At 62.0% G+C, this 22,624-nt stretch carries 24 protein-coding genes; 8 read left to right on the top strand and 16 right to left on the bottom strand.

The annotated features are described in order from the left end of the window. Position 1: 1 nt before the first annotated feature. Both NT26_RS02180 and moaB read left to right on the top strand, forming a co-directional pair. Positions 2-907: a 4-(cytidine 5'-diphospho)-2-C-methyl-D-erythritol kinase gene (locus NT26_RS02180; protein ID WP_052637153.1), complete on the top strand. Its 906-nt coding sequence runs from the start codon at positions 2-4 to the stop codon at positions 905-907. Position 908: 1 nt separating this feature from the next. Further along, complete coding sequence (gene moaB / locus NT26_RS02175; protein ID WP_052637152.1) at positions 909-1,457, top strand: molybdenum cofactor biosynthesis protein B; 549 nt, start codon at positions 909-911, stop codon at positions 1,455-1,457. A 3-nt stretch (positions 1,458-1,460) separates the two neighbouring features. Here the strand turns inward: moaB and NT26_RS02170 are convergent, their stop codons facing one another. Next, positions 1,461-1,979 carry a glycosyl transferase gene (locus tag NT26_RS02170; RefSeq protein ID WP_052637151.1) on the bottom strand — a complete coding sequence of 173 codons (519 nt, stop codon included), beginning with the start codon at positions 1,977-1,979 and terminating at the stop codon, positions 1,461-1,463. 129 nt (positions 1,980-2,108) lie between these two features. Here NT26_RS02170 and NT26_RS02165 point away from each other — a divergent pair, with 129 nt between their 5' ends. Then, the gene (locus tag NT26_RS02165; protein ID WP_052637150.1) at positions 2,109-3,266 is read left to right on the top strand and encodes a PA0069 family radical SAM protein; all 1,158 of its coding nucleotides are present in this window, start codon (positions 2,109-2,111) and stop codon (positions 3,264-3,266) included. A gap of 155 nt (positions 3,267-3,421) precedes the next feature. Then, positions 3,422-4,087: a ribonuclease HII gene (locus NT26_RS02160; RefSeq protein ID WP_052637149.1), complete on the top strand. Its 666-nt coding sequence runs from the start codon at positions 3,422-3,424 to the stop codon at positions 4,085-4,087. A gap of 71 nt (positions 4,088-4,158) precedes the next feature. On the opposite strand, the gene NT26_RS02155 is transcribed toward NT26_RS02160, so the two are convergent. From NT26_RS02155 to NT26_RS02120, 8 genes are all read right to left on the bottom strand, one after another. After that, a complete protein-coding gene (locus NT26_RS02155) occupies positions 4,159-4,644 on the bottom strand; it encodes a F0F1 ATP synthase subunit B (RefSeq protein WP_052637148.1) in 486 nt (161 codons plus the stop codon). Between the two features lie 3 nt (positions 4,645-4,647). Continuing rightward, a complete protein-coding gene (locus NT26_RS02150; protein WP_052637147.1) occupies positions 4,648-5,274 on the bottom strand; it encodes a F0F1 ATP synthase subunit B in 627 nt (208 codons plus the stop codon). 82 nt (positions 5,275-5,356) lie between these two features. Then, on the bottom strand, positions 5,357-5,584 hold the full coding sequence (locus NT26_RS02145; protein ID WP_010026583.1) for a F0F1 ATP synthase subunit C: 228 nt from the start codon (positions 5,582-5,584) through the stop codon (positions 5,357-5,359). 70 nt (positions 5,585-5,654) lie between these two features. Next, on the bottom strand, positions 5,655-6,407 hold the full coding sequence (locus tag NT26_RS02140) for a F0F1 ATP synthase subunit A (protein ID WP_052637146.1): 753 nt from the start codon (positions 6,405-6,407) through the stop codon (positions 5,655-5,657). Positions 6,408-6,464: 57 nt separating this feature from the next. Further along, a complete protein-coding gene (locus NT26_RS02135) occupies positions 6,465-6,818 on the bottom strand; it encodes an AtpZ/AtpI family protein (protein WP_052637145.1) in 354 nt (117 codons plus the stop codon). A gap of 269 nt (positions 6,819-7,087) precedes the next feature. After that, positions 7,088-8,233 (bottom strand): cell wall hydrolase, encoded by a 1,146-nt coding sequence (locus NT26_RS02130; RefSeq protein ID WP_052641731.1) that lies wholly within the window; start codon positions 8,231-8,233, stop codon positions 7,088-7,090. 156 nt (positions 8,234-8,389) lie between these two features. Beyond that, the gene (locus tag NT26_RS02125) at positions 8,390-9,529 is read right to left on the bottom strand and encodes an Mrp/NBP35 family ATP-binding protein (protein WP_052637144.1); all 1,140 of its coding nucleotides are present in this window, start codon (positions 9,527-9,529) and stop codon (positions 8,390-8,392) included. A 312-nt stretch (positions 9,530-9,841) separates the two neighbouring features. Then, positions 9,842-10,573 (bottom strand): helix-turn-helix transcriptional regulator, encoded by a 732-nt coding sequence (locus tag NT26_RS02120; protein ID WP_052637143.1) that lies wholly within the window; start codon positions 10,571-10,573, stop codon positions 9,842-9,844. 252 nt (positions 10,574-10,825) lie between these two features. On the opposite strand from NT26_RS02120, the gene NT26_RS02115 reads away from it, so the two are divergent. Together NT26_RS02115 and NT26_RS02110 are read left to right on the top strand one after the other, a co-directional pair. Then, positions 10,826-11,710: an SMP-30/gluconolactonase/LRE family protein gene (locus NT26_RS02115; RefSeq protein ID WP_052641728.1), complete on the top strand. Its 885-nt coding sequence runs from the start codon at positions 10,826-10,828 to the stop codon at positions 11,708-11,710. A gap of 174 nt (positions 11,711-11,884) precedes the next feature. After that, entirely contained in the window at positions 11,885-12,661 is a 777-nt protein-coding gene (locus NT26_RS02110; RefSeq protein WP_244467656.1) for a PRC-barrel domain-containing protein, read from the top strand. Positions 12,662-12,757: 96 nt separating this feature from the next. Here NT26_RS02110 and NT26_RS02105 read toward each other — a convergent pair whose 3' ends face one another. Together NT26_RS02105 and NT26_RS02100 are read right to left on the bottom strand one after the other, a co-directional pair. After that, on the bottom strand, positions 12,758-14,110 hold the full coding sequence (locus NT26_RS02105) for a putative bifunctional diguanylate cyclase/phosphodiesterase (protein WP_052637142.1): 1,353 nt from the start codon (positions 14,108-14,110) through the stop codon (positions 12,758-12,760). A gap of 49 nt (positions 14,111-14,159) precedes the next feature. Continuing rightward, positions 14,160-15,806 (bottom strand): response regulator, encoded by a 1,647-nt coding sequence (locus NT26_RS02100; protein WP_052637141.1) that lies wholly within the window; start codon positions 15,804-15,806, stop codon positions 14,160-14,162. Positions 15,807-16,076: 270 nt separating this feature from the next. Here NT26_RS02100 and mutL point away from each other — a divergent pair, with 270 nt between their 5' ends. Both mutL and NT26_RS02090 read left to right on the top strand, forming a co-directional pair. After that, positions 16,077-17,888: a DNA mismatch repair endonuclease MutL gene (mutL, locus tag NT26_RS02095; protein ID WP_052637140.1), complete on the top strand. Its 1,812-nt coding sequence runs from the start codon at positions 16,077-16,079 to the stop codon at positions 17,886-17,888. Positions 17,889-17,948: 60 nt separating this feature from the next. Further along, entirely contained in the window at positions 17,949-18,185 is a 237-nt protein-coding gene (locus NT26_RS02090) for a DUF2093 domain-containing protein (RefSeq protein WP_052637139.1), read from the top strand. Here the strand turns inward: NT26_RS02090 and lpxK are convergent. The 5 genes from lpxK to NT26_RS02065 form a co-directional block, all read right to left on the bottom strand. Then, positions 18,176-19,237 carry a tetraacyldisaccharide 4'-kinase gene (gene lpxK / locus NT26_RS02085; RefSeq protein WP_052637138.1) on the bottom strand — a complete coding sequence of 354 codons (1,062 nt, stop codon included), beginning with the start codon at positions 19,235-19,237 and terminating at the stop codon, positions 18,176-18,178. The two genes, NT26_RS02090 and lpxK, sit on opposite strands and share 10 nt — an antisense overlap. 78 nt (positions 19,238-19,315) lie before the next feature. After that, the gene (locus tag NT26_RS02080) at positions 19,316-20,032 is read right to left on the bottom strand and encodes an HAD family hydrolase (protein WP_052637137.1); all 717 of its coding nucleotides are present in this window, start codon (positions 20,030-20,032) and stop codon (positions 19,316-19,318) included. Continuing rightward, positions 20,029-21,348, bottom strand: a complete 1,320-nt coding sequence (waaA, locus tag NT26_RS02075; protein WP_052641720.1) for a lipid IV(A) 3-deoxy-D-manno-octulosonic acid transferase — start codon at positions 21,346-21,348, stop codon at positions 20,029-20,031. The genes NT26_RS02080 and waaA overlap by 4 nt, the downstream gene beginning before the upstream one ends. Positions 21,349-21,514: 166 nt before the next feature. After that, positions 21,515-21,754: a DUF4170 domain-containing protein gene (locus NT26_RS02070; RefSeq protein WP_052641717.1), complete on the bottom strand. Its 240-nt coding sequence runs from the start codon at positions 21,752-21,754 to the stop codon at positions 21,515-21,517. Between the two features lie 59 nt (positions 21,755-21,813). Beyond that, positions 21,814-22,620, bottom strand: coding sequence for a 3'(2'),5'-bisphosphate nucleotidase CysQ (locus tag NT26_RS02065; protein ID WP_052637136.1), 807 nt, complete (start codon positions 22,618-22,620; stop codon positions 21,814-21,816). Positions 22,621-22,624 lie beyond the last annotated feature (4 nt).

The raw sequence follows: 22,624 nt of genomic DNA, 5'->3' as shown, positions 1-22,624 counted from the left end.
CATGCGGCCCTCCTTGCATGGTTCTGGTGCGGAGCTGGTAAGTCTCCCGGTCACCGAACTTGCCCCGGCTAAGATCAACCTGGCGCTTCACGTGACCGGGCAGCGGCCGGACGGCTATCACCTGATAGAGAGCATCGTTACCTTTGCCGATATCGGCGACCATCTGACCTTCTCGCCCGCTGACGAGGATCGCCTGAGCCTGTCGGGGCCCTTCGCCCCTGCCATCACCGGTGGCTCCGACAATCTGGTGGCCCGCGCGCGCGATGGACTGCGTCGTCTGCTGCAAGCCAGAGGCGTGGAGGCCCCGGCCGTCGCCATCCATCTCCAAAAGAACCTGCCGGTCGCATCCGGGATCGGTGGCGGTTCCGCCGACGCGGCAGCGACACTAAGAGGGCTCTTGCGGCTCTGGAGCGCAGGCGGCGTCGGCACTGACGAGATCGAGGCTCTGGCGCTGTCGATCGGCGCGGACGTCCCCATGTGCATGGCAGGCAGACCTTTGATCGCAAGCGGGATAGGCGAGAAGCTGTCGCCTTTGACGGGCATGCCGCGCTTTGCCATGGTGCTCGCCAATCCTCTGCGAGGCATCTCTACGCCGGAGGTGTTCTCTCGCCTCGCGTCCAGGCAAAACCCCGGGCTGGTCTTGAACGACCCATGCGACTGGATGTTGAACCTCGCGGCCGCAAGGAACGACCTGCAGGGTCCTGCCGGCGAACTGGTGCCGGAGATAGGGGCACTATGCAATCTCCTGCAAAGCCAAGGTGCGGTGCTGACGCGCATGTCGGGATCCGGCGCCACGTGCTTCGGCGTATTCGATTCCAGGCGAAGTGCCGATCACGCCGCAAGTATGTTGCAGGCCGAAAGGCCCGAGTGGTACTTTGCCTCGACAGAAACCATTGCCGGGTCATGACATGAACCGCATCGACGAGAGCCGTCCCTTTATCCCCGTCGGCATTGCCGTACTGACAGTCTCCGATACCCGGACGCCCGATGACGACCGCTCCGGGGACACACTCGTCGCTCGGATCGAGAAGGCTGGGCACGTGTTGAAGGCCCGCGCCATCGTCACCGACGACGAGGAGAAGATCGCCGCCCAGGTGCGCAGATGGACGCTCGACCCGCAGATCGATGTCATCATCACCACCGGCGGAACCGGATTTACGGGGCGGGACGTGACGCCGGAGGCGCTGGAGCCGCTGTTCGAGAAGCGGATGGATGGCTTCTCAGAAGTGTTTCACCGGATCTCCTATGACAAGATCGGGACCTCGACCATCCAGTCCAGGGCCACCGGCGGCGTGGCGAACGCCACCTTCATCTTCGTCCTGCCGGGGTCGCCCGGTGCTTGCAAGGACGCCTGGGACGGCATCCTGGAGGCCCAGCTCGACTACAGGCACATGCCCTGCAACTTCATAGAGATCATGCCGCGCCTCGACGAGCACCTGAAGCGAGGGGCCGGCTGAGGCTCAACCCGCCGCACGCAGCGAGCGGGCGGGAACGACCTCGCTGGACAGCCTGACCGCCTTGAGTCCGGTCACTAGGGCAGCGAGGCCCATCCCTGGCGCCACGGCGTCCAATGCCTGCCGCTTCGTCAGCAGGAGGCCGTGCTCGAGCGGCTGAACCCTCCCGACGATTCGCTTCAGGAACGGGCGGCGGCAATGGCGGGCAAGGGAGAAGCGGGCCGGCCTGCTGCTCGAAGCGATGTATTCCATCACCTCGTCGATCCAACCCTTTTGCAGGCGCGCACCCGGCTCGATGAGGAGCAACCAGTCACCTCGCGCAGCCATCAGGACATCGGAAAGAACCCAGTCGCGGTAGAACCTGCACCCCGCCGCATCGGCGACCCTTGCCGAGCCGTCGGAGGACCCTCGATCGAGGACTGCTACATCGCTGACAAGCCCCTCCACCGCACCCGAAACCAGACCTGAAAGTGTCTGGGCGAGTTCGGCTTCATGGTCACTGCATTCCATCAAGACAGTCAGCATGAACTGCTTCTATCGTATCATCATCGGCTTTTCCACATCCGCTCCTTTGAGTTTGTTCTTGCATTGTTCTCATTTCTATCTTAGGAATTTAATCAGGCGGGCAAGCAGAAAGGCCCTTCGGAGCGTCACATGAATGAGCTGACCCATCTGCGGCAGGATGCCTTCGCACCTGCCCATACGGCAGATATTGCCGATTGCCTGGTGAAGTCCTCAGGCCTTCGCATCGAGATCGACCGGCGGCGCGGCCGCGGCGCCGGGCTGAACCCGAGCGGCCGGTTCGAGCAGGAACGGCGCGAGGCGTTCGACGACGGGTGGCAGTCGCTTGAGGAACTGGCACCGTTCACGACGGACGTGCAGGTGGAGAAGCCCCGCACGGCAATCACGCGGAACGATTCACCCGATATCTCCTTCGACCGCTCCATCAATCCCTATCGTGGTTGCGAGCACGGCTGCATCTATTGCTTTGCACGCCCAACCCACAGCTTCATGGGATTGTCAGCCGGGCTGGACTTCGAGGCCAAGCTCTTCGCCAAGCCGGACGTGCCGAAGCTGCTGGAGCGCGAGCTCAGCCGCCCGGACTACAAGGTCCGCGCCATCGCCATCGGCACGAATACCGATCCCTACCAGCCAATCGAGCGAGAATGGCGGATCATGCGTCAGATCCTGGAAGTCCTTCACAAGGCCAATCATCCCGTTGCGATCGTGACGAAGTCGGCGCTGATCACGCGCGACCTCGACATCCTCTCGGACATGGCCGCGAAGGGATTGGCAAAGGTCGGCATTTCCGTCACGACCCTCGACCGTAAGCTGGCCCGCACGATGGAGCCACGCGCCTCCACCCCCACGAAGCGTCTGGAAGCAATCAAGGCCCTGAACGATGCCGGTGTACCGACCGCTGTCATGGTCGCCCCGATCATTCCGGCGCTGAACGATCACGAGATCGAGCGTATCCTGGACGCAGGGCACGCGGCGGGTGCCCGGGAAGCGAGCTACGTCCTTCTGCGCCTGCCGCTGGAGGTGAGCCCGCTGTTTCGCGACTGGCTGCTTCGCAACTATCCCGACCGCTACCGGCACGTCATGTCGCTGGTGCGCTCCATGCGCGGTGGCAAGGATTACGACGCCGACTTCGGGAAGCGGATGAAAGGCTCCGGCCCCTACGCCTGGCAGATCGGCCGCCGGTTCGACATAACCGTCAAGCGGCTCGGCATGGGGCATCGTGGCCTGCCGCTGCGCGATGATCTCTTTATCCGCCCGGATGGAGGTGGGATCCAGCTGTCGCTGCTCTGACGAACGAAGGTCCTTGATTGCTCCAGATTTCGGTGCGGATGCCGCCTCCTCCGTATCCGAAACACCCCGGCCCCGCCTCTCCGTGGCGGGACAGTGTGCCGCATCACACCGGCCGGGGCTTGCAGGAGGTCGGGTGGGCGTGCGAGTCTGCCGCCATGTTGGCTCGCACGTCCCCCGATTCTCCGATGCTGTTCGAAGAAGTCCCGCTCGTCCCGGACTTCAGCCTGGAACTCGTCGCACGCAATGCCGGCCACTGGCCGGTGGCAGGAACGGACGAAGCGGGCCGCGGCCCGTTGGCCGGACCTGTTGTGGCGGCAGCCGTGATTCTAGATCCCAACAACATCCCCGACGGTCTCAATGATTCCAAGCAGCTGACCGCTGCACGGCGGGAGGAGCTCTTCGAAGCGATCATGGCCACCGCCGATGTCTCGATCGCCGCTTCGGGACCCCGCCACATCGACGAGCGAAACATCCTGCGTGCAAGCCTCGATGCCATGCGCCGGGCCGTGGCCGGCCTTTCGATCCTACCAGCCTATGTTCTTGCAGACGGCCGCGACGTACCGCAGGGCCTCTGCTGCCCCGGACGTGCCGTCATCCAGGGGGATGCCCGGTCGGTATCGATCGCGGCCGCGTCGATCATCGCCAAGGTCACGCGAGACCGCATGATGACGCGGGCACACCAGGTATTCCCGCTATACGGGTTCAACAGCCATGCCGGCTATGCGACGCCCCAGCATCGCGCGGGGATTGAAGCCCACGGACCCTGCCTGCTGCACCGGATGAGCTTCCGCCCCCTCCGCAAGGACGAGGCTGCGGAGTAACCCGATCAGACGGCAACGAAAAAGGGCCGCGCAATGCACGGCCCCTCTCTTCTATTTTTCGCCGCTGGTAGTCAGTTCAGTCGCGACTGTACTTTCCCGAGCGAGTCTTTGAACAGCGCGTCCTGCGTACCGGCATCGGCCTTGCTCGCAATCACCTTTTCAGCGGCGGCAATTGCGAGATCGACGGCAGCGGAGCGAACTGCAGCAATGGCGTCAGCCTCGGCCTGCCTGATCTTCTGCTCCGACAGGGCATTGCGGCGGGCGACGAATTCCTCCGTCTTCTGCTTGGCCTCTTCGGTCAGCATGGCTGCTTCCCGTTCAGCCGCAGCGACGATCTGAGCGGCGTCGGCCTCGGCTTCCTTGCGCTTGCGCTGGTATTCGGCCAGAAGCTGCTGCGCTTCCTCGCGAAGGCGCTTGGCTTCCGCAAGCTCGTTGCGGATGTTCTCCGCGCGCTCGTCGAGCGACTTTGTGAGCATTCCCGGCACCTTCAGGTAGGCCAGAAGCACAAAGAAGAGGATAAGGCCGACAAGGGCGAAGAAAGTAGCGTCGAAAGCCATGGATCAGGCCCCCTTCGGAGATGCTGCGGCAACGGCAGACTTGATTTCATCGGCGTTGGCCTTGGCGCCGATCAACTGATCGACAATGGCTGATGCCGTTTCTTCGGCGATAGCTCCAACCTGGGCGAAGGCCTGAGCCTTGATGTCGCTGATGCGGGCTTCGGCCGCCGAGAGCTTCTCTGCAAGCTCTGCCTCGATGGCGGCGCGGTCGGCGGCAGCCTTTGTCTTGGCGGCTTCGCGAGCCGTCTCGCCGATCGTGTGCGCCTTGGAGCGCGCCGCGGCGAGTTCGCTTTCATAGGTTTCGACAGCCGCATCGGCTTCCGACTTCAGGCGGGACGCCTCGTCGAGATCCTGGGCGATGCGGTCGTGGCGCTGCTCGAGAATTCCACCCAAGCGCGGCACGATAACCTTCTTCATCAGAAGGTAGAAGAGACCGAAGGTGATGACGAGCCAGAGAAGCTGCGATGGATAGGTCGAAGCATCGAAGGGCGGGAATACGCCCGTGGCATGCGCGTCGTCGTGAACGACGCCGGTTTCCGTGTGCAGCTCGCCCGCAGGCGCTGCGCCCGGCGCTTCTTGCGTCTCTGTGGCTTCCGGCGCGGTCTGCGCAAATGCCGAAGTCACGAACATCATCACCTCCAGGTGGAATTCGAATGCGAAGGATCACGGCCATTCGTCAGGACGGCCGTGATCCTGTACCCCGATGCCGATATTAGACGGCGAACAGGAGAAGGAGAGCAACGAGCAGCGAGAAGATGCCCAGAGCTTCCGTAACGGCGAAGCCGAATACCAGACGGCCGAACTGGCTGTCAGCGGCGGACGGGTTGCGCAGGGCGCCCGACAGGTAGTTGCCGAAGATGTTGCCGAGACCGAGAGCCGTACCGGCCATACCAAAGCAAGCGAGACCTGCGCCGATGAACTTTGCTGCTTCCGCTTCCATGAATGAACTCCTTCGAAATGGTTGTTGCGGCGGATGACTGGCGCCTGCGGGGCGCCAATGTGGTTATTCCTTAGTGCCCGCCCGGATGGACCGCGTCATTCAGGTACATGCAAGTCAGTACCGCGAAGACATAGGCCTGTAGGAAGGCGACGAGGAATTCGAGACCCGTCAGGGCGACGGTCATGATGAGAGGCAGGATGGCGCCGCCAATGCCCAACGCGCCAAGAGCGCCAAGCGAGGCTACGAAGCCCGAGAAGACCTTCAGCGTGATGTGCCCTGCCAGCATGTTGGCGAAGAGACGCACCGACAGCGAGATCGGACGGGACAGGAAGGAGATGATCTCGATCGCGACGACGAGCGGCAGAAGCACCCCGGGAACGCCGCTCGGCACGAACACGCTCAGGAAGTGCAGGCCGTGCTTGTAGAAGCCGTAGACGAGGACGGTGCCAATCACCAGCAGCGCAAGAGCGAAGGTGACGATGATCTGGCTGGTTACGGTGAAGAAGTATGGGAACATGCCCAGCATGTTCGCCGTCAGGACGAACATGAACAGCGTGAAGACCAGGGGGAAGAACTTCATCCCCGAACTGCCGGCGCCTTCACGCAGCATGCCGGCAATGAACTCGTAGGACATTTCGGCGACCGACTGCGCCCGGCCGGGAATCAGGCCGCGCTGCGAGGTGGCGAAATAGAGGAAGCCGGCGGCGCAGGCGACCGTCGCGACCATGAACAGCGATGCATTCGTGAAGGAGAAGTCCAAGCCGCCGATTTCGATCGGGACGATCTTGCTGATCTGGAACTGATGGGTCGGATCGTTGGCCACCGTCTACCTTCTTTCTTCCTTCACTCGCCTCGCCGACGGTCGCCACTCATGCGCCCGTCAAGGCTTTCGCTTCTTATCCCGACCGCCCGCCAGGGACGGCGGCAAAGCAACCATCCCCACGGCCCGCAGGACGTTCAGTATTCCGGCGCAGAAGCCGAGGAGGAGCAGGATGATCATCCCCCAAGGCCCTGTACCGGCAAAACGGTCGAGAAGATAGCCAAGCATGGCGCCCACCGCGATTGCGGCGATGAATTCCGAAGAGATCTTCAGACCGAGAGCCATCCCTCGACGGCTTTCCTCGCTCTGCGCATCCCTCTTCGCTTCAGCCGCTTCTTCGGCGTCCCGCTCCGCCAAGGCGGCAGAAAGACGCCTGCGGCGCTGCTCCAGACTCTCGTCCCGATTGTCCGTCATTCGCATCCTCCCTTGCCGTCTTCCCGCATCCCACGGTGCATAGACCGTCCGATCCGTGTGCGAAACATGCTGACTGCTAGGGATTTCGCGCCTTCCGGCCCGTTTTCAAGTCGGGCGCAACATAGTTTTGAGCGTCTGCATAGTCAAGGCATGGAGTCGAGATGGAATCCCAGCCAATTGATCTGATTTTTCAAGCTTTTACGGCCGAACCACTACTATCGGCGTAAACTTCTTGAGCGGAATCACGACGCAGCGGCGTCAGGCCGCATTCAGCTCCAGCCGCCGCCATAGGTGCGATAGAAGATATGCAGGCCGATGCGCCCGACCTTCTTCATAGACCGCGCCCACTTCGGGCGGACGTATACCGCGTGGTAGTGGGTCGATGAGCCAACCTCGTTTAGCCAGATCTTCCCGGCGGTGACCGCCATGGCGACCTCGCGAGCCATCTTCCAGTGATATTGCGAGCGGATGCGGTCCCGGATGTTGTCGCAGGCAAAGGAGAACTGGCAGCGGTTGCGCCAATCCTCGTTCTGGTAAACGACGCCGCAGATCGTATCCGGATAGGCAGGATTGCGTACGCGGTTGAGGATGACCTGTGCCACGGCCGCCTGCCCGCGCGCCGATTCGCCACGTGCTTCGAAGTAGATGCCGGACGCGAGGCATTGCTGCTCACGCGCCGAAAATGTTTCCGCCGGAAGCGGCGTCGCGGCCCATGCATGATCATCACGCCCGATCGGCGGGATGAAGCGCCCGGCTTCGGGCTTCTTGAGGATCGCGTCGAAGGGCGACTCCCGGGCGAAATCCGGCTCCGGAGGCGCGTAGGCTGTTGCCAGGACATCGGCCTTGTCATTGGTCACGAGGCTGGCGATCATCGGCGACACACCGGCAGCCGGCTTCTCCTCCTTGCGGAAGTAGAAGGATGCCAGTTCGAACTCCTTGACCTTCTTACCGGGCTTGGCGAACCCGGCCAGTTCCTGTCTGCCTTGCGGCGGCAGCGTCAGCGCACTGGTCCGTTGCAGGATCGAACCGGCACTGAAGGCCTTGGGAGGTTGCATCGGCTCGACCGCCACGATACGCCCCTTCTTCGCCTTCCGGTTGACGCGATCCTCGTCCGGCGTTGCGTCGCCCTTGCTGCCACCACCAACAAAGGCGATCTTGCTGCCATCCGGCAGAGCCAGACCTGCATCGGAGGGAAGCATGCGCTCCGCGCCGGGGAAGGCGAGCTCGGAAGAGTGAATGGATCCGGCCGGAGAATGGGTCAGAACAGCCCGCCACCTCTGACCCGCATCGAGCCCATTCAGGAGTGCGGAGAGATCCCCATGGGACGCCGTAGAGGGAAAGGCCAGCCAGGCGACAAGGCCAAATAGCGCAGGAGCGCTCCAGGCATTCAGGCGGGCACGGCAGTTGCGACTCAAAAGAACATTCGAACGCAAAACGAGGGACTCCACGGGCTACGGCAACCCGCGAAGGATCGATCATTAACCTTGACGGGGCGTTAACGGCTCATCGGGAAAAGCTTGAACAGGCTGACAATTTAGCGAACCGGCATAGATGTGCGAGGGTTCTGAAGCCTATTCGAAGACGATCGTAGGAGCCGGTCTTTCCACCCGCCCCTCCAACGCCCCGCGCACCCGTAACGCGATATCCCGGTAGATCTGCCCGGCGAGCCCCTCAGGATCCGCTGCAACAACAGGCGTCCCACTATCGGACTTCTCCCGGATATCGATCGTCAGCGGCACTTCACCCAGGAAGGGGACGCCGATCCGAGCGGCTTCTGCCTGTGCGCCGCCATGGCCGAAGATGTCGTATCGCGCACCGGTATCGGGCGCCACGAAATAGCTCATGTTCTCTATGATGCCGAGCAGCGGCACTTCCACCTTGCGGAACATGGTGATGGCCTTGCGTGCGTCGATCAGCGCCAGGTCCTGCGGGGTAGAGACGATCACTGCGCCAGCAAGAGGCACCTGCTGGGCCATGGTGAGTTGCACGTCGCCGGTGCCGGGAGGCATGTCGACGACCAGGACGTCGAGCTCGCCCCAGGCCACCTCCCGCAGCATCTGCAGAAGCGCCGACTGAACCATCGGGCCACGCCAGATCATGGCGGTCTCTTCGTCGACAAGGAAACCCATGGACATCGCTTTAAGGCCATAGTTCTCCATCGGACGGATGATGCGGTTCTCGATCTGCTGTGGCCGCCCCGAAATCTTCATGAGCCGCGGAATCGAGGGGCCGTAGATATCGGCGTCGAGTATCCCGACCTTCATCCCGATGGCCTGCAGGCCGAGGGCAAGATTGACAGCGGTCGTGGACTTCCCCACTCCCCCCTTCCCGGACGCAACCGCTATGATCGCGCCCACCCCCGGTACGCCCGCCTTTTCCGGGCGCGCCGGAGACCCATGTGCGTGCGGTGGGGCTGCAGGCTGCGGGCGACGTGGCGGGGCAGAGGGCGTGGCACCAGCCTTTCGATCCGCCGTCAGCGTTACCAGGGCACCTTTGACGCCTCGAACGGCCTTGACCGATCGCTCGGCGGCTGCCCGTAGCGGTTCCAACTGCTCGGCCCTGTCGGCGGGCACGGTGATCGAGAAGTACACCTTGTTGTCGGAAATGAAGACATCGGAGACCATCTTCAGCGACACGATGTCATCGGTGAGGTCAGGGCCGCGGACCTTTGAAAGCGCCGCCAGAACCTGTTCCTTGGTCACGTCCGTCATCGATCAAACTCCTGTCGCTCGACAGTCGCGGGGCGACTGGTCAGGAGTCCTTATAGAAGTTGGCCGCCCGATGCTGCAACACGCAATGGCGATGCTGCCCGGCGCAAGCTCATTGAACCGCCAGGCAGCATCGTTTCTCATCACGTCTCTGTCGGACGCTGTCGGCCCCCTCTGGACCTCCCCGTGCAATGCACGGACCGTGCCAGATGGCGAACGTCGCGGCGGATGCGGCAGTGGTGCCGCCCGACCGGATGCAACAGAGTTCCGCGGAGGCGGCGTGCCCACTTTCTGAGCAGCGGGAATCAGGTGCCGTCAGCAAATCAGCCCTAGGCGGAACGCGGTTGCGACCGCCTGGGTGCGATTGACGCTGTCCAGCTTCTTGGCGGCTCGGTTAAGGTAGTGATTGACCGTATGTTCGGACAGCCCCAGGATCTCCGCAATCTCCGCGCTTGTCTTTCCAGCTGCCGTCCAAGTGATGCAGTCCAGCTCGCGTTCCGTCAGCGTTTCGACGGTGCGGGTGGTCATGCTGCGTATCTGCCCTAGCCGCTCATAGACATGGATGGCCAGATAGCTGAGTTCCATCATCTGCTGATGCGTGAAGGGAGCACCATCACCGGCGAGCGATACGGCGCCGCGCATCCCAGTACTGTCGTGCACCGGGAAATAGGCGCCTCGAAGCAAACGATAAGGGGCAAACAGGTCGGTCGAAACCGTATTGCCGCGCACAAGGTTCACTTCCTCCAAGTCATACTGGGTGGGAATGAATGATTCACGCAACCGCTTCAGGATTGGGCTGGAGGAGAGAAGTCCTTCGCGGTCGAAATGAGTAATGAGCTCCGCAGGCCAGTTGGTGATGACGCTATGGGCGGAAAGAGTGAGGGAGGTCGGTCCCGGCATGTTCACGACCATGAAAGCGCGAGCGCCATAGGATTCGGTTATCCGCTTCATGAACCGGAATACGTCGAACTGCGTCTTCAGTCCCTTGATCTCCAGGATCTGATTCTCGGTCGATTCGTTTGGGATGCTCTTTTCCAAAGGCGGCATGGGGCGGAGTTCTCGATTTCCTGGTGTGACGCGACTGACCGAAATGGTCGGATGGAGAGCAATTCAGGCCAGGAACGGAGTTGTCCGACACCTACGCCCCGTTCGATGCAATCTTGTCTTTACAGAGAAAGATTATAGACAGGTATGTCGAAAATTCCGCAATAGCAATCGCCAATCTGACAGGAAGTCATGTTGGCGGAGACATTTGCAGCGTCCAAGCGATGGTGCAAGATTCACTTCCCGGAGCTCATCATGCACGACGCAAAATCCGAGCCTGCGACCTTGTCCAACACCGTTTCCGAGCTCGGAGAGGGGCCAAACTTCGAACCGGAAACGAACACGCTTTGGTGGTTCGACATCCTGGGAAAGCTGCTTCACGAAAGGAACCTCTCCACCGGTGAGGAGCGACATCACCCGCTGCCATTCATGGCGAGCGTCATCGCCCGCATCGATGAGGAACGACAGCTTCTGGCAACCGAAGAGGGGCTTTACATCCGCAACCGCCGGGATGGTGCGCTCAGCCTCTATTGCGAGCTAGAGGCTGGGAATGCCGGCACCCGCTCCAATGACGGACGGCTCCATCCGAGTGGCTGTCTCTGGATCGGGACGATGGGGAAAGGAGCCGAGGAAGGCGCCGGTGCCATCTACCATGTGGCACGGAAGACCGTGACCCCGCTCTTCCGCAATATCAGCATCCCAAACGGAATCTGCTTTTCGCCGGACGGTTCCACCGGCTATTTCGTCGACACCACGAAGAACCTCCTGATGCGGGTCAGCCTCGACGCCTCTACGGGACTGCCAGTCGGCGAGCCCGCCATCCTCGTTGATACGAGCGATCAGCCGGGCGGCATGGACGGCTCGGTCTGTGACCGGGACGGCAACATCTGGAATGCGCGGTGGGGCGCCGGAGCGGTGGACTGCTATTCTCCGGACGGCACGTTGGCGAAACGTCACAGACTGCCGGCGCGGCAGACGACTTGTCCCGTCTTCTTCGGACCCGGCCTGACGAACATCGGGGTTACGTCGGCCTGGGAAGGACTGAGCCCTGACCAGCGGGAGAGCGACCCACTTGCCGGCCAAATGTTCGCCTTCACCGCCGGTGCCGCCGGCACGCCGGAGTCGAGCTTCCGCGTCTGAGCCTTCCAACCTCTCCTTGAGTTCTCCGCTCGCCAACCGGCAGTTGGCAGGGCACCCGCCTATAATTTCGGCGTTGGGCCGGAACTAAACCCCAGGTCGATCCATTGTCTGCGCGAACCAGCGCGATTGAACGTCGTGCGTTCACATCGAGAACACTAGGAAGGTAGGTTCGACATGAAGAAGACTTTCAGCACAATGGCGGCCGCAGCCGTCCTGATGGCCTCCACTGCAATCGCACCGGCCATGGCCCAGACCAGCGATCCGGCCGCGCCTGCATCTCCGGCTGCTCCTGCAGATCCCGCGATGAAGCCGATGACCGGCACCGACGCCGCACCCGCAGCAGGCGCCTCGTCGACCGACAACGCTGCCGCTCCCGAAGCCGATACTTCGACCGACACTGCAGCTACTCCGGCAACTCCGGGCGCTGACGCTCCCACGGACACTGCAGCCACTCCGGATACCGATGCGACCACGGACACTGCAGCCACCCCAAGCACGGATGCTTCGACAGATACTGCTGCCGCTTCGGGCTCTTACCTGACCGAACAGTCGGAGACGCAGATCAGCGCCAACGACTATATCGGCAAGTCGGTTTATAATGCTGAAGATGAAAGCGTTGGCGACATCAACGACCTGATCCTTGAGCAGGATGGCGGCATCGTCGCAGCCGTGATCGGCGTCGGCGGCTTCCTCGGTATCGGCGAGAAGGATGTCGCGGTTCCGATGGAAAACATCTCCATGACCCGCGACATGGAAAACAACAATGAGATCCGTCTGACGACGACTGAAACGAAGGATTCGCTCAATGCGGCTCCCGAGTTCATGACGCTCGAAGACCAGCAGGCAGCCGCTGATGCGGCGACCACCGACACGACGACAACTTCGTCCACCGGTGCTACGACACCGATGCCGAATGCCACTACCCCGCCGACGGCTGAAGGTAACAACTAAGCCCGGAGCGTGTGACGCATTAAGGCATCTTGAAGGGGCGGCGCTGCGGCGCCGCCTTTTTCTTAGCGGCCGCACCAGGTGAGGCGTGCCTCTGGATCAGAGGTGAGCAACCAGAAGTCTTCGCTCCTGCTCCCGCAGATAGCGTCCCGTTGCGACGGTGTCGGCCGGCTTGCCGTAGTAGTAGCCTTGCCCCATCCCACATCCCAGGGCCTTCAGCTTCTGCGCGTCGGCATAATCCTCGATACCCTCCGCCACCACCTGCAGATCCAGCCCGTCGCACATGGCGATGATCGCTTTGACGATGTGTTCGGACGTTCGATCAGTGGTGATCTGCGACACGAACGCCCGGTCGATCTTCACCTTGTCGAACGTGAATTCACGTAGCCGGCCGAGGCTCGACTGCCCCGTCCCGAAATCGTCGAGCGAGATCTTCACTCCTTCGGCCCGCAGATCGGTAATGATCCGGTGCGCCGTCTCCGCCGACGTCATCATGGCGGTTTCGGTGATTTCCAGTTCGAGCCTGTGGGGATCAAGGCCAACGCGGTCAAGGATCGACAGGATGGTGTCCGTGGTTCCGGGGTCCATCAATTGAACGGAAGACAGGTTGAACGAGAGGAAGAGCTCCCGCGGCCATGAGAGCGCGGCTTCCGCCGCCTTGCGCAACAAGGTCTCGGAAAGCGCATCAATAAAGCCGCGTTCTTCGGCGAGGGGCACGAAAACGGACGGCGAGACGAAACCCAAGTCAGCATCGATCCAACGCGCCAGTGCCTCGAAGCCCAGCACAGCGCCGTCGCCGAGCCGCACGATCGGCTGGAAATGGGCGTCGACGGCATCGGCAATGACCGCCGTTCGCAGCGCCTGCTCCAGTTGTGTCGCATGCTTCATCTCCAGGGCGATTTCGCGGGAGTAGACGGTGATCTGCCCCCTGCCCCGGCGCTTGGACCGATAGAGGGCGGTTTCCGCGCTCTTCAGAAGATCCTCGAACTCCTCACCGGCAAAAGGATAAATGGCAAAACCGAAGGAGGCCGATAGACGTACGTTTCGGTCGCCCAGATCGTAGGGTGCGGAGAGCACGTCCTTGATCATCTGTCCGATCCGTTCAGCGCCCACCCTCTCGAAGACCAACGGCAGGACGAAAGCAAACTCGTCCCCGTCATGACGGGTGACCGTTGCACCGTCGGGAATACAAGCCTTCAGGCGATGGGCCACCTGGCAGAGGATTTCGTCTCCCGCAGCGACGCCGAACAAGTCGTTGATCGGCTTGAACCCGTCGAGATTTGCGATGCAGATGGTAAAGGGAGCGGGATCCTGAGCACGTTCGGCAGCGAGCAACCGGACCTTGTCGCGCAACCGGTAGCGGTTGCCGAGGCCTGTAAGCGGATCGCTGTATGCCATCGCCTGCAGTTCATTCTGGGTGACCTGCGGCAACAGTTTGCCGGCCGACGTCATGCGAAAACCCGATACTCTGTATACATTCGGGCAAGATGCGACAGAAACCTTAACAAACCCGCCTTCCTTCAGGTGCAGATTTCCGCCTCTCGATCACGTCGCGTTCCTGCAAATACGTGAGAAGAACGGACTCCAGCATTTCCGGACTGATGGGCTTCAGGATCACGTCATCCATCCCCGATAGAAAGCATTGTTCGCGGTCACGATCGAATGGCTGCGCCAGAACTCCAATGATGGGAGTGGGACTACCGCGTCCCTCAACCTCGCGGATCTGCCGGCAGGCATCGAAGCCGTTGATCTTCGGCAGCGTAATGTCCATCAGTACGAGCCGCGGCTTATGTTCCTTCCATAGCCGGACCGCCTCCTCACCATCCGCCGCGATGCTGTAGCGATAGCCCAGCCCTTCAAGTATCTGCGAAAATACGATCTGGTTGACGGCATTGTCCTCGGCAACAAGCACGTCGAGCAAGCCGGGGGCGGCTGCGGCTTGAGCGTCCTTGACCACTTCGTCGTCAGCTTCCTGCGTGAAAATTTCGCTAACCAGCGCATGCAGGCCCTGGCCTGTACGGCTACGATCCAGCACCACGAGCGGAACCTGAAACGCCTCGGTCAACGTCGTACATGCAGCCAGTAGGCTCTTCTCGGCAAGAACCAGGACGAGATCGATAACAACGCCTAGATCTTCGGAGACAGAGAGAAAAAGTTCGAGCTCCTCGGCGCTTCCTACGACCACGGCCTCGGCGCCCAGCTTGGCAATGGACTGCGGCAGCAGGTCGGACGCATCTTGCTCGGTTGTCACGACCAGCACGTTTCGCCCCCTCAGATCCTGCAGGGACATGCCGTGCTGGCCAAGCTGAACCCTGCGAGCAGGTTTCCTCACCGTGGATCCGATCCACTCCGGCACTAGCCCCGACAGGTCCTCCAACGCCGCTACCACCTGATAGCGACCCGGCTTCCCAATCCTGAACTTCCTGACGATCGTCTTCACGTGGTCGCCGTCCTTGCCTATGAGGAGTTCCGGCGAGGTCACCGAAATACCCTTCCTGATGATCTGCCGATCGGCGGCTTCGATGCGGCCGGCGACCACCGGATCGAACACCTCACATGCTTTACGGCCAATGAGTTCTTCGGGAGAGCGCCCGACAATCTTGCAGAACGACTGGTTGACCGTGACATAGACCATGTCGCTCGATTTGATCGAAACGGGAAATGGAAGCTTGTCGAGAACCTGTTCGGCCAACTCCATTCGCTCACCGACAGCTTTCCACTGCTCCTCGCGCTTCTTCTGTTCCGAAATGTCCCGAACGACGCAGACGCCGTAGCCGTTGGGGAAACGACGTTTGGAATAGTGTAGCCAGCGATCCGGCCCTCTTTGCTCGACATGTTCGGCGCGCTCGCGCCACAGGGAGGCAATCTTGTCGGCGATCCAGCTTTCACGCAGGGAGCGTGGCTGTGCATGGGCATGGCTACCGGCCTCGCCCCCGGCATCGAAAAGGGCCGCCACGACATCGCGAAGGCGGGCGCCCGGCGTCAATGAACTCGCCGGCAGGGGAGCAAGCAGTTGCAACTGGCCACCGGCGTAGACAAGCTGATCGCTACGGTCGTAGATAAGTACCGCCGCCTGCAGGCCGTCGCACAGAAGATCGATAGCGAGGTCTGCAATGGTGGGATCTGTCAGGATGCCGCTATGCGTCATCGGCTCTCTCGCCGGGTCTGGCTCAGTCCCTGCCGATCTTCTCTGTCCTGTGTCTCCACCAGCCCGGGTCTTCCTCATAGTCCTTTTGAGCCTTGCCGGCTTTGGGGTACCCTGCTTTTCGACGATCTGCCCGCCTCCGTCGCCTGACATCCCTGGAGCCTGGCAGATTTCTGCACCCAGGCTTTATTTTACGGCGATAAGCTTAAGGCCCGTTTAATCATAGGGGTGTTGGGGCTTCTCAAGCTTCACCGAATCCGGAATTATAGGGCAATGCCCGTCAAACAGCTTCCAGAAACACTGATCAACCAAATCGCTGCAGGCGAAGTCATCGAACGTCCCGCCAGTGCAGCGAAGGAACTGATCGAAAACGCAATCGACGCCGGTGCAACCCGTATCGAGATCGCTACTGCCGGCGGTGGAAAGAGCCTGGTGCGCATCACCGACAATGGATGCGGCATGGATGCGGCGGATCTTGACCTGGCGGTAAGGCGCCACTGTACCTCGAAGATCAGCGACACTCTCGACGACATCCGCACGCTCGGCTTTCGCGGAGAGGCGCTTCCGTCCATCGGCTCGGTTGCCAAGCTCACGATCACCAGCCGCCGACAGGGCGATCCCGAAGGCGCGCAGGTGACGGTCGCAGGAGGACGGATGTCGTCAGTACGACCGGCCGCAGCCAATACCGGCACGGTGGTCGAGGTTCGCGACCTGTTCTTTGCGACACCCGCCCGCCTCAAGTTCCTGAAATCCGAACGTGCCGAGGCAGCGGCGATTACCGAAATGGTAAAGCGGATGGCGATCGCGTTTCCGTCGGTCCGTTTCGTCCTCTCCGGGCCGGATCGCTCGACCCTCGAGCTGTCTGCAACGGGCGACGATCAGTTGGCCCGCATCGCGCAAATCCTCGGCCCTGAATTCCGCGACAACGCGATCCAGATCGACGCGGAGCGCGCGGACGTATCACTGACGGGCTTCGCCGGCGTGCCGACGTTCAACCGCGGCAATTCCGCCCACCAGTACGCGTTCGTCAACGGTCGCCCCGTCCAGGACAAACTGATCCTATCTGCAATCCGCGGTGCCTATGCCGAAACTGTACCGTCAGGCCGATACCCGGTCGCGGTTCTTTCCATCCATCTCGATCCAGCCTTCGTGGACGTCAATGTTCATCCGGCCAAGGCAGACGTCCGTTTCCGTGACCCGGGTCTGGTTCGCGGGCTCATCGTCGGTGCGATCCGCGAGGCGCTCGTACGAGAAGGCAGCCGCGCATCGACGACGGGTGGTCACGGTCTCATGCGGGCATTCAGGACCGGCACTGACCAGCCGAGGGCACCGTGGCAGGCGGATCAGTCCCCCTCACGACCGCTCGCGGAAGCCCGTGGATTCTCGGAGGGGCAGCAGGCTGCATTCGACAGCCTGACCGTGCCTTCCGGACGCACCGACGCCCCGGACCAGTCGGAAGCAATTTCTCGCGCAGAAAACACGGTTTCGCCGATCTCATTCGCAAATCACCGGCTGGGCGCAGCCCGGGCCCAGCTACATGAGAACTACATCGTTTCTCAAACGGATGATGGCCTCGTCATCGTGGACCAGCATGCCGCTCATGAGCGGCTTGTTTTCGAAGAAATGCGCAAGGCCCTGGACACCGGCCGACTTGCCTCCCAGTCGCTGCTGATCCCGGAGATCGTCGACCTTGCCGAGGAAGATTGTGATCGGCTGATGGCTCACGCACGCGACCTCGACAGGTTCGGGCTGGCAATCGAGCGGTTCGGCCCGGGTGCTGTCGCGGTGCGGGAGACGCCGGCCATGCTTGGAGAGATCGACGCAGGCCTTCTGGTGCGCGACCTCGCCGACGAGATCGCCGAATGGAATACCGCCGGGGGTCTCAGGAGCAAGCTCGAGAACGTCGCCGCGACGATGGCCTGTCACGGTTCCGTCCGGTCTGGACGCCGGTTGAGACCAGAAGAGATGAACGCGCTTCTGAGGCAAATGGAATCGACGCCGGGCTCCGGCCAGTGCAATCACGGCCGCCCGACCTATATCGAACTCAAGCTATCCGACATCGAACGCCTGTTCGGGCGCAGTTGAGGGTGGCGCTTCACCCATCTGCGCGGTAGAGCAGAGACGATGTTCCGCAGGAGACTCAAGATGAACCGGTTCGAAGGAAGCGGAAGCCGGGAGGCGAAAATCCGTTACCTGGACGGCGACTACCAGATTCTCACGTCCGGCGCCTATGTCGTCTGCGCAATGACGGGCAGGCCCATACCCCTCGACGAACTTCGCTACTGGAGCGTCGCCCGTCAGGAGGCATATGTGGACGCCGCAGCGTCGCTGGAAGCGGACAAGCGCGCCGGCGCGCTTCCGGTCCAGGCTCCTCAGGGCTGAGGAGCCTGCTGATCTTTCTGCCGGCTCTCCTGCAAACGCCTGCGCTGGTAATTTGCTACCGCAAGATCGATAATCTTGCCCGGCGCATTCGGATCATCGAAGGTCATGTCCACCTCCACGATCTGCACCTTCTTCAGCAGGGTTTCAGCTGCTCCGTGCAAACCGACAAGCCGTGCAGCGTCCTTGGCCGTCGTCACCGGAACCAAGCCCTCTCGATCCGCCTCTCGCAGCAGGTCGGCCAGTTCATCATCGCCGAAATAATGATGATCTGTGAAGGACTGTTTGACGACGATGCGCGCCTGAAGGGCTTCCACCGTACGGTAAAACTTCTCCGGATCCGCTATGCCCGCGAAGGCAAGCACCGGCTTGTCCTTCAACTCGGCCAAGGGCCGGGCCTTGAGCGCCGCGACATAGACCGGTTTGCCGGCTCTCGCCGCCTGGCGAACAAGGTGATCGGCGGCGTCTCCGTTGCCGACCTTCAGGATCGCTGAAAGGTGGCGCATCTGCTCCGCAATGGGAGCACGAACTGGACCGCCGGGGACGAGATGCCCGTTGCCGATACCACGCACGCTGTCGATAACGATGAGGGCGAAATCCAGGCGCAAGCGCGCGCTCTGGAAGCCGTCATCCATAATGATGAGATCGACGCCTTCGGCGATCAGCTTCCGAGCACCGTCAACGCGTCGGCGCGAGACGACGGTCGTCGCGACGCGAGCCAGCAGAAGCGCCTCGTCGCCGACGGCCGCCGCCTTGTGATGCTCAACATCGACAAGGGTCGTTACGTCCAGCGAGCCACCATATCCACGGCTCAGGAAGCCCGGCTTGTACCCCTTTTCCCGGGCGGCAACGGCAAGTGCGAGAGCAGTCGGAGTCTTTCCAGCGCCGCCCACGGTGAAGTTACCGACACATAGAACCGGTGCGGGCACACTTGCGCGACCCCCGCTCGCCATCCGGCCTCCTGCCACCCGGCCATAGACATAGGAGACGGGAGCGAGCGCCCATGCCCGCCAGTCCGCCTTGGTCCACCAGAACGGCGGCGCTTCCGAAACCATACGCAAGACTCCCAAATTCACGGTCTCTCGGCACTGAAACGGGAACCGCAGGAAAAAGGCAAGCCCGGCGACGGACCACTAACCCTGCAGAAGGCTCTGCAGGACCGTGATGTCATCGATGCAGATATCGGCCAGTGCCGCGAGAGTTTCGCGTGTACCGGTTCCGGTAAGGACGCCGACCTTCAGTCCGGCGCCGGCGGCGTGCCCCATGTGGAGGTCGTGGGCATTGTCTCCCACCATGGCCACCTGCCGCGGCTCAAGCCCGGTGGACTCACAAAAGCCGAGCAGCATTCCGGGCTCCGGCTTGGTCCCGAAGCCGCTGTCGTAACCGGCGACGAAATCCACCCAGCCATCGATCTCGAACCGTGCAGCCGTGCGCCGGATCGAGGATTCATTGTCGCTGGAGGCGATGCCGATCTTCAGTCCCTGCGCCTTCAGCCTTCGGAACAACACCCGCATATCCGTGACGGGCACAGCATACTCCACTGCCCGTACGAACAGGTCGTCGAGAAGAACCGTCAATTCCGCCGCATCGATTGGGGAACCCGCCGCGGCAAAACCAAGTGCAATCTCGGCCGCATTGCCGGCTGCCAACAGGCTGTCTGCGCGGGTCTGGCCGGACACGGGATCCATGCCGGCGGCAAGCAGAAGCCGCGGCTCCAGATCGGCATCACCGGCTGACGCGATCCTTGCAGCCTCCCGGTTTACCGGGCCCCAGCTTTCATCGTAGCGGATCAGGGTGCCGTCCTTGTCGAACAGAATGCCGGCGATCCCGGGAAACCGCCCTCCGGTCATCGGGCGGTCGCGCTCTTCGGCTGCAGCCGGGCTGTCACAGTCAGCGGGTTGATATAGGGCTCGAGCGCCTTCACGGTCACCGAAAGAGCCCCCCGCATCTCGTTGATGGTCTCCTGGCCCGCATCGATCATCTTGCGGCGGGCGACATCGTTGGACAGGAGGTAATGGACGGCCTTTGCCAGCATCTCCACATCGCGGATCAGCCGGGCGCCACCCTTGCGGGCGAGATTGGCGTAGGCGTCGCGGAAGTTCTGGACGTGACTTCCCGAAAGAACGGCACAGCCGAGCATCGCAGGTTCCAGCGGGTTTTGCCCGCCCTCCCCGGTCAGTGACCGTCCGACGAAAGCCAGTTCCGTCAAGCGGAGATAAAGACCCATTTCGCCCATGGTGTCGCCCAGGAAGATGTCCGTCTCGGGAGTGATGGGATCATTGCGGGAACGCCTCGCCACCACCAGGCCTTGGGTCTTCAACATGTCCTCGATCGCATCCGACCGCTCCGGATGGCGTGGCACGATGATCGTCAACTGCCCGTTTCGCGGCATGAGCGCCTTGTGAATGCCGGCGACGGCCTTCTCCTCGCCCTCGAAGGTGGAGATGGCGGCCCAAGTCTTGCGCTCGCCGATCTCCTCACGATAGCGCTGCAGCGCAGCAGGATCGCAGGGCGGCGGATCCGTGTCGCCCTTCAGGTTTCCGGAGACGAGAACCGGCCATGCGCCCAGATCCCTGAACCGCTCCGCATCGAGGTCCGATTGCGCGACGACGAGCGACATCTTCCCGAAGAGAGCTTCCGCGATCGTGTCATGACGCTGCCAGCGCTCGAACGAGCGGTCGGAGATGCGCGCATTGACGGTGATCTGCGGGATCTTGCGGCGATGAAGTTCAAGAAGAGTTGTCGGCCATATCTCCGACTCGGCAGTGATGCAGGCGTCCGGCCGCCAGTAGGAAACGAACCGCTTCATCGAGAACTTCAGGTCCAGCGGCACGTACTGGTGGATGACCTGATCCCCCAACCGGTTGCTGACGAGTTCCGCCGACGTCACCGTTCCGGTGGTCAGAAGCACGTGAATGTCGCGCCGCCCGAGTTCGCACAGCAATGGGATCAGCGCAAGCGTTTCCCCGACACTGGCGGAATGGGCCCAGACGAGCGGACCACGAGGCCGGGGCTGGCTCGCATAGCCAAGCCGCTCTGAGCGACGCAAACGGTCTTCCTTGCCCTTCCAGCTTCTATAGGCGAGAAACGGGCCAGCGAGCGGATAGACGAGAATTCCGGCCACGCGATAGCCGGTCAGCGCCAGACGCGCCAAACCCTTGCGTATCGCGCCCGTCCTCGATCGCCGCTCATGTCCGCTGATGTGGAAAATCCTCCGCTCGGCCAGCACTCATCTACTCGGTTACAAATACGTCAAAATAGCGCCGGGCAACCATGAAGCAGAACGGGTGCCGCATCCAGCCGCTGCGACCGGATATCCCCTGCTTTGCAGGCTATGCGCCCTTGGCTTCCGGCTCGAGAAGCTTGTGCATGTGGACGATGAAGTAGCGCATCTCGGCGTTATCCACAGTCTGCTGCGCCTTCGACCGCCATGCGGTGAGAGCACTGGCATAGTCGGGAAAGATGCCGACGATGTCGAGATTGCTGAGATCCTTGAACTGTACGCCCTCGAGGCTGGACAGTTCACCCCCGAACACGAGGTGCAGGAGTTGCTTCTTTTCGGTTTCCGGCATGGTCAGTCCCTTCAGTTCATTCCCCCCGGACATGTCTCATAGGCATCCAGGAAAAAACGTCAATCTGTCGGTTCGTCTGGCATGAACCTGGACAGCTTGTCCAGTGCGGGGCCGGTGCCGGCGTAGAGCATTCCGTGCTTCACGCTTTGGCGATTGTAGACGAGAGGATGGCCCGCGCTATCGAGCAATTTCCCGCCCGCGCGCTGGAGAATGATGTCTGCCGCCGCCAGATCCCAATCATGGGAGTTCTTCTTGACGATCGTCCCATCGATTCTCCCGTCGGCGGTCAGCGCCAGCCGGTAGGCAAGCGACGGGACATGGCGCACTCGGCGAACCGCCTGCGTCTGCGCTGCTGGAAGCTTGCGCAGCAGGTCTTCCGCGATGGCCAGCGTGAGCGGCAGGGACGGATCCGGATGGGATACCGATATCAGGCCGCCATTCATGAGCGCCGGCCCGTCGAGACAGGCGTAGAATTCCTCGTCTAGCGCCGGAGCGACGAGGACGCCGGCGACAGGTCTTCCCTGATGAACGACTGCGACGGACACGCACCATGTCCGCTCGCCGGCAATGAAGGCACGCGTGCCATCGATCGGATCGACCACGAACAGCGTCTCGTGGGAAAGCCGCGCATTGTCGTCGTCGGTCTCCTCGGAGAGCCAACCATAGTGCGGCCGTGCGGTGATCAGCAGTTTTTCCAGGCGCTCGTTGGCGGCAAAGTCGGCAGCGCTGACAGGTGAGCGTCCCTCGTTCTTCCACCAGACCTCGGGGGATCGTCCGAAGAAGGAGTGCGCCACCTCGCCAGCCTCGGTGGCGGCCCGGCGGATAAGTTCAAGGTCGGCCTGCCAATCGTGCTGCCCGCTCTCCATCGGA

The sequence above is a fragment of the Pseudorhizobium banfieldiae genome, assembly GCF_000967425.1.
Taxonomy (GTDB): Bacteria; Pseudomonadota; Alphaproteobacteria; order Rhizobiales; family Rhizobiaceae; genus Neorhizobium; species Neorhizobium banfieldiae.
This window is presented reverse-complemented; position numbering and strand designations above follow the sequence as displayed.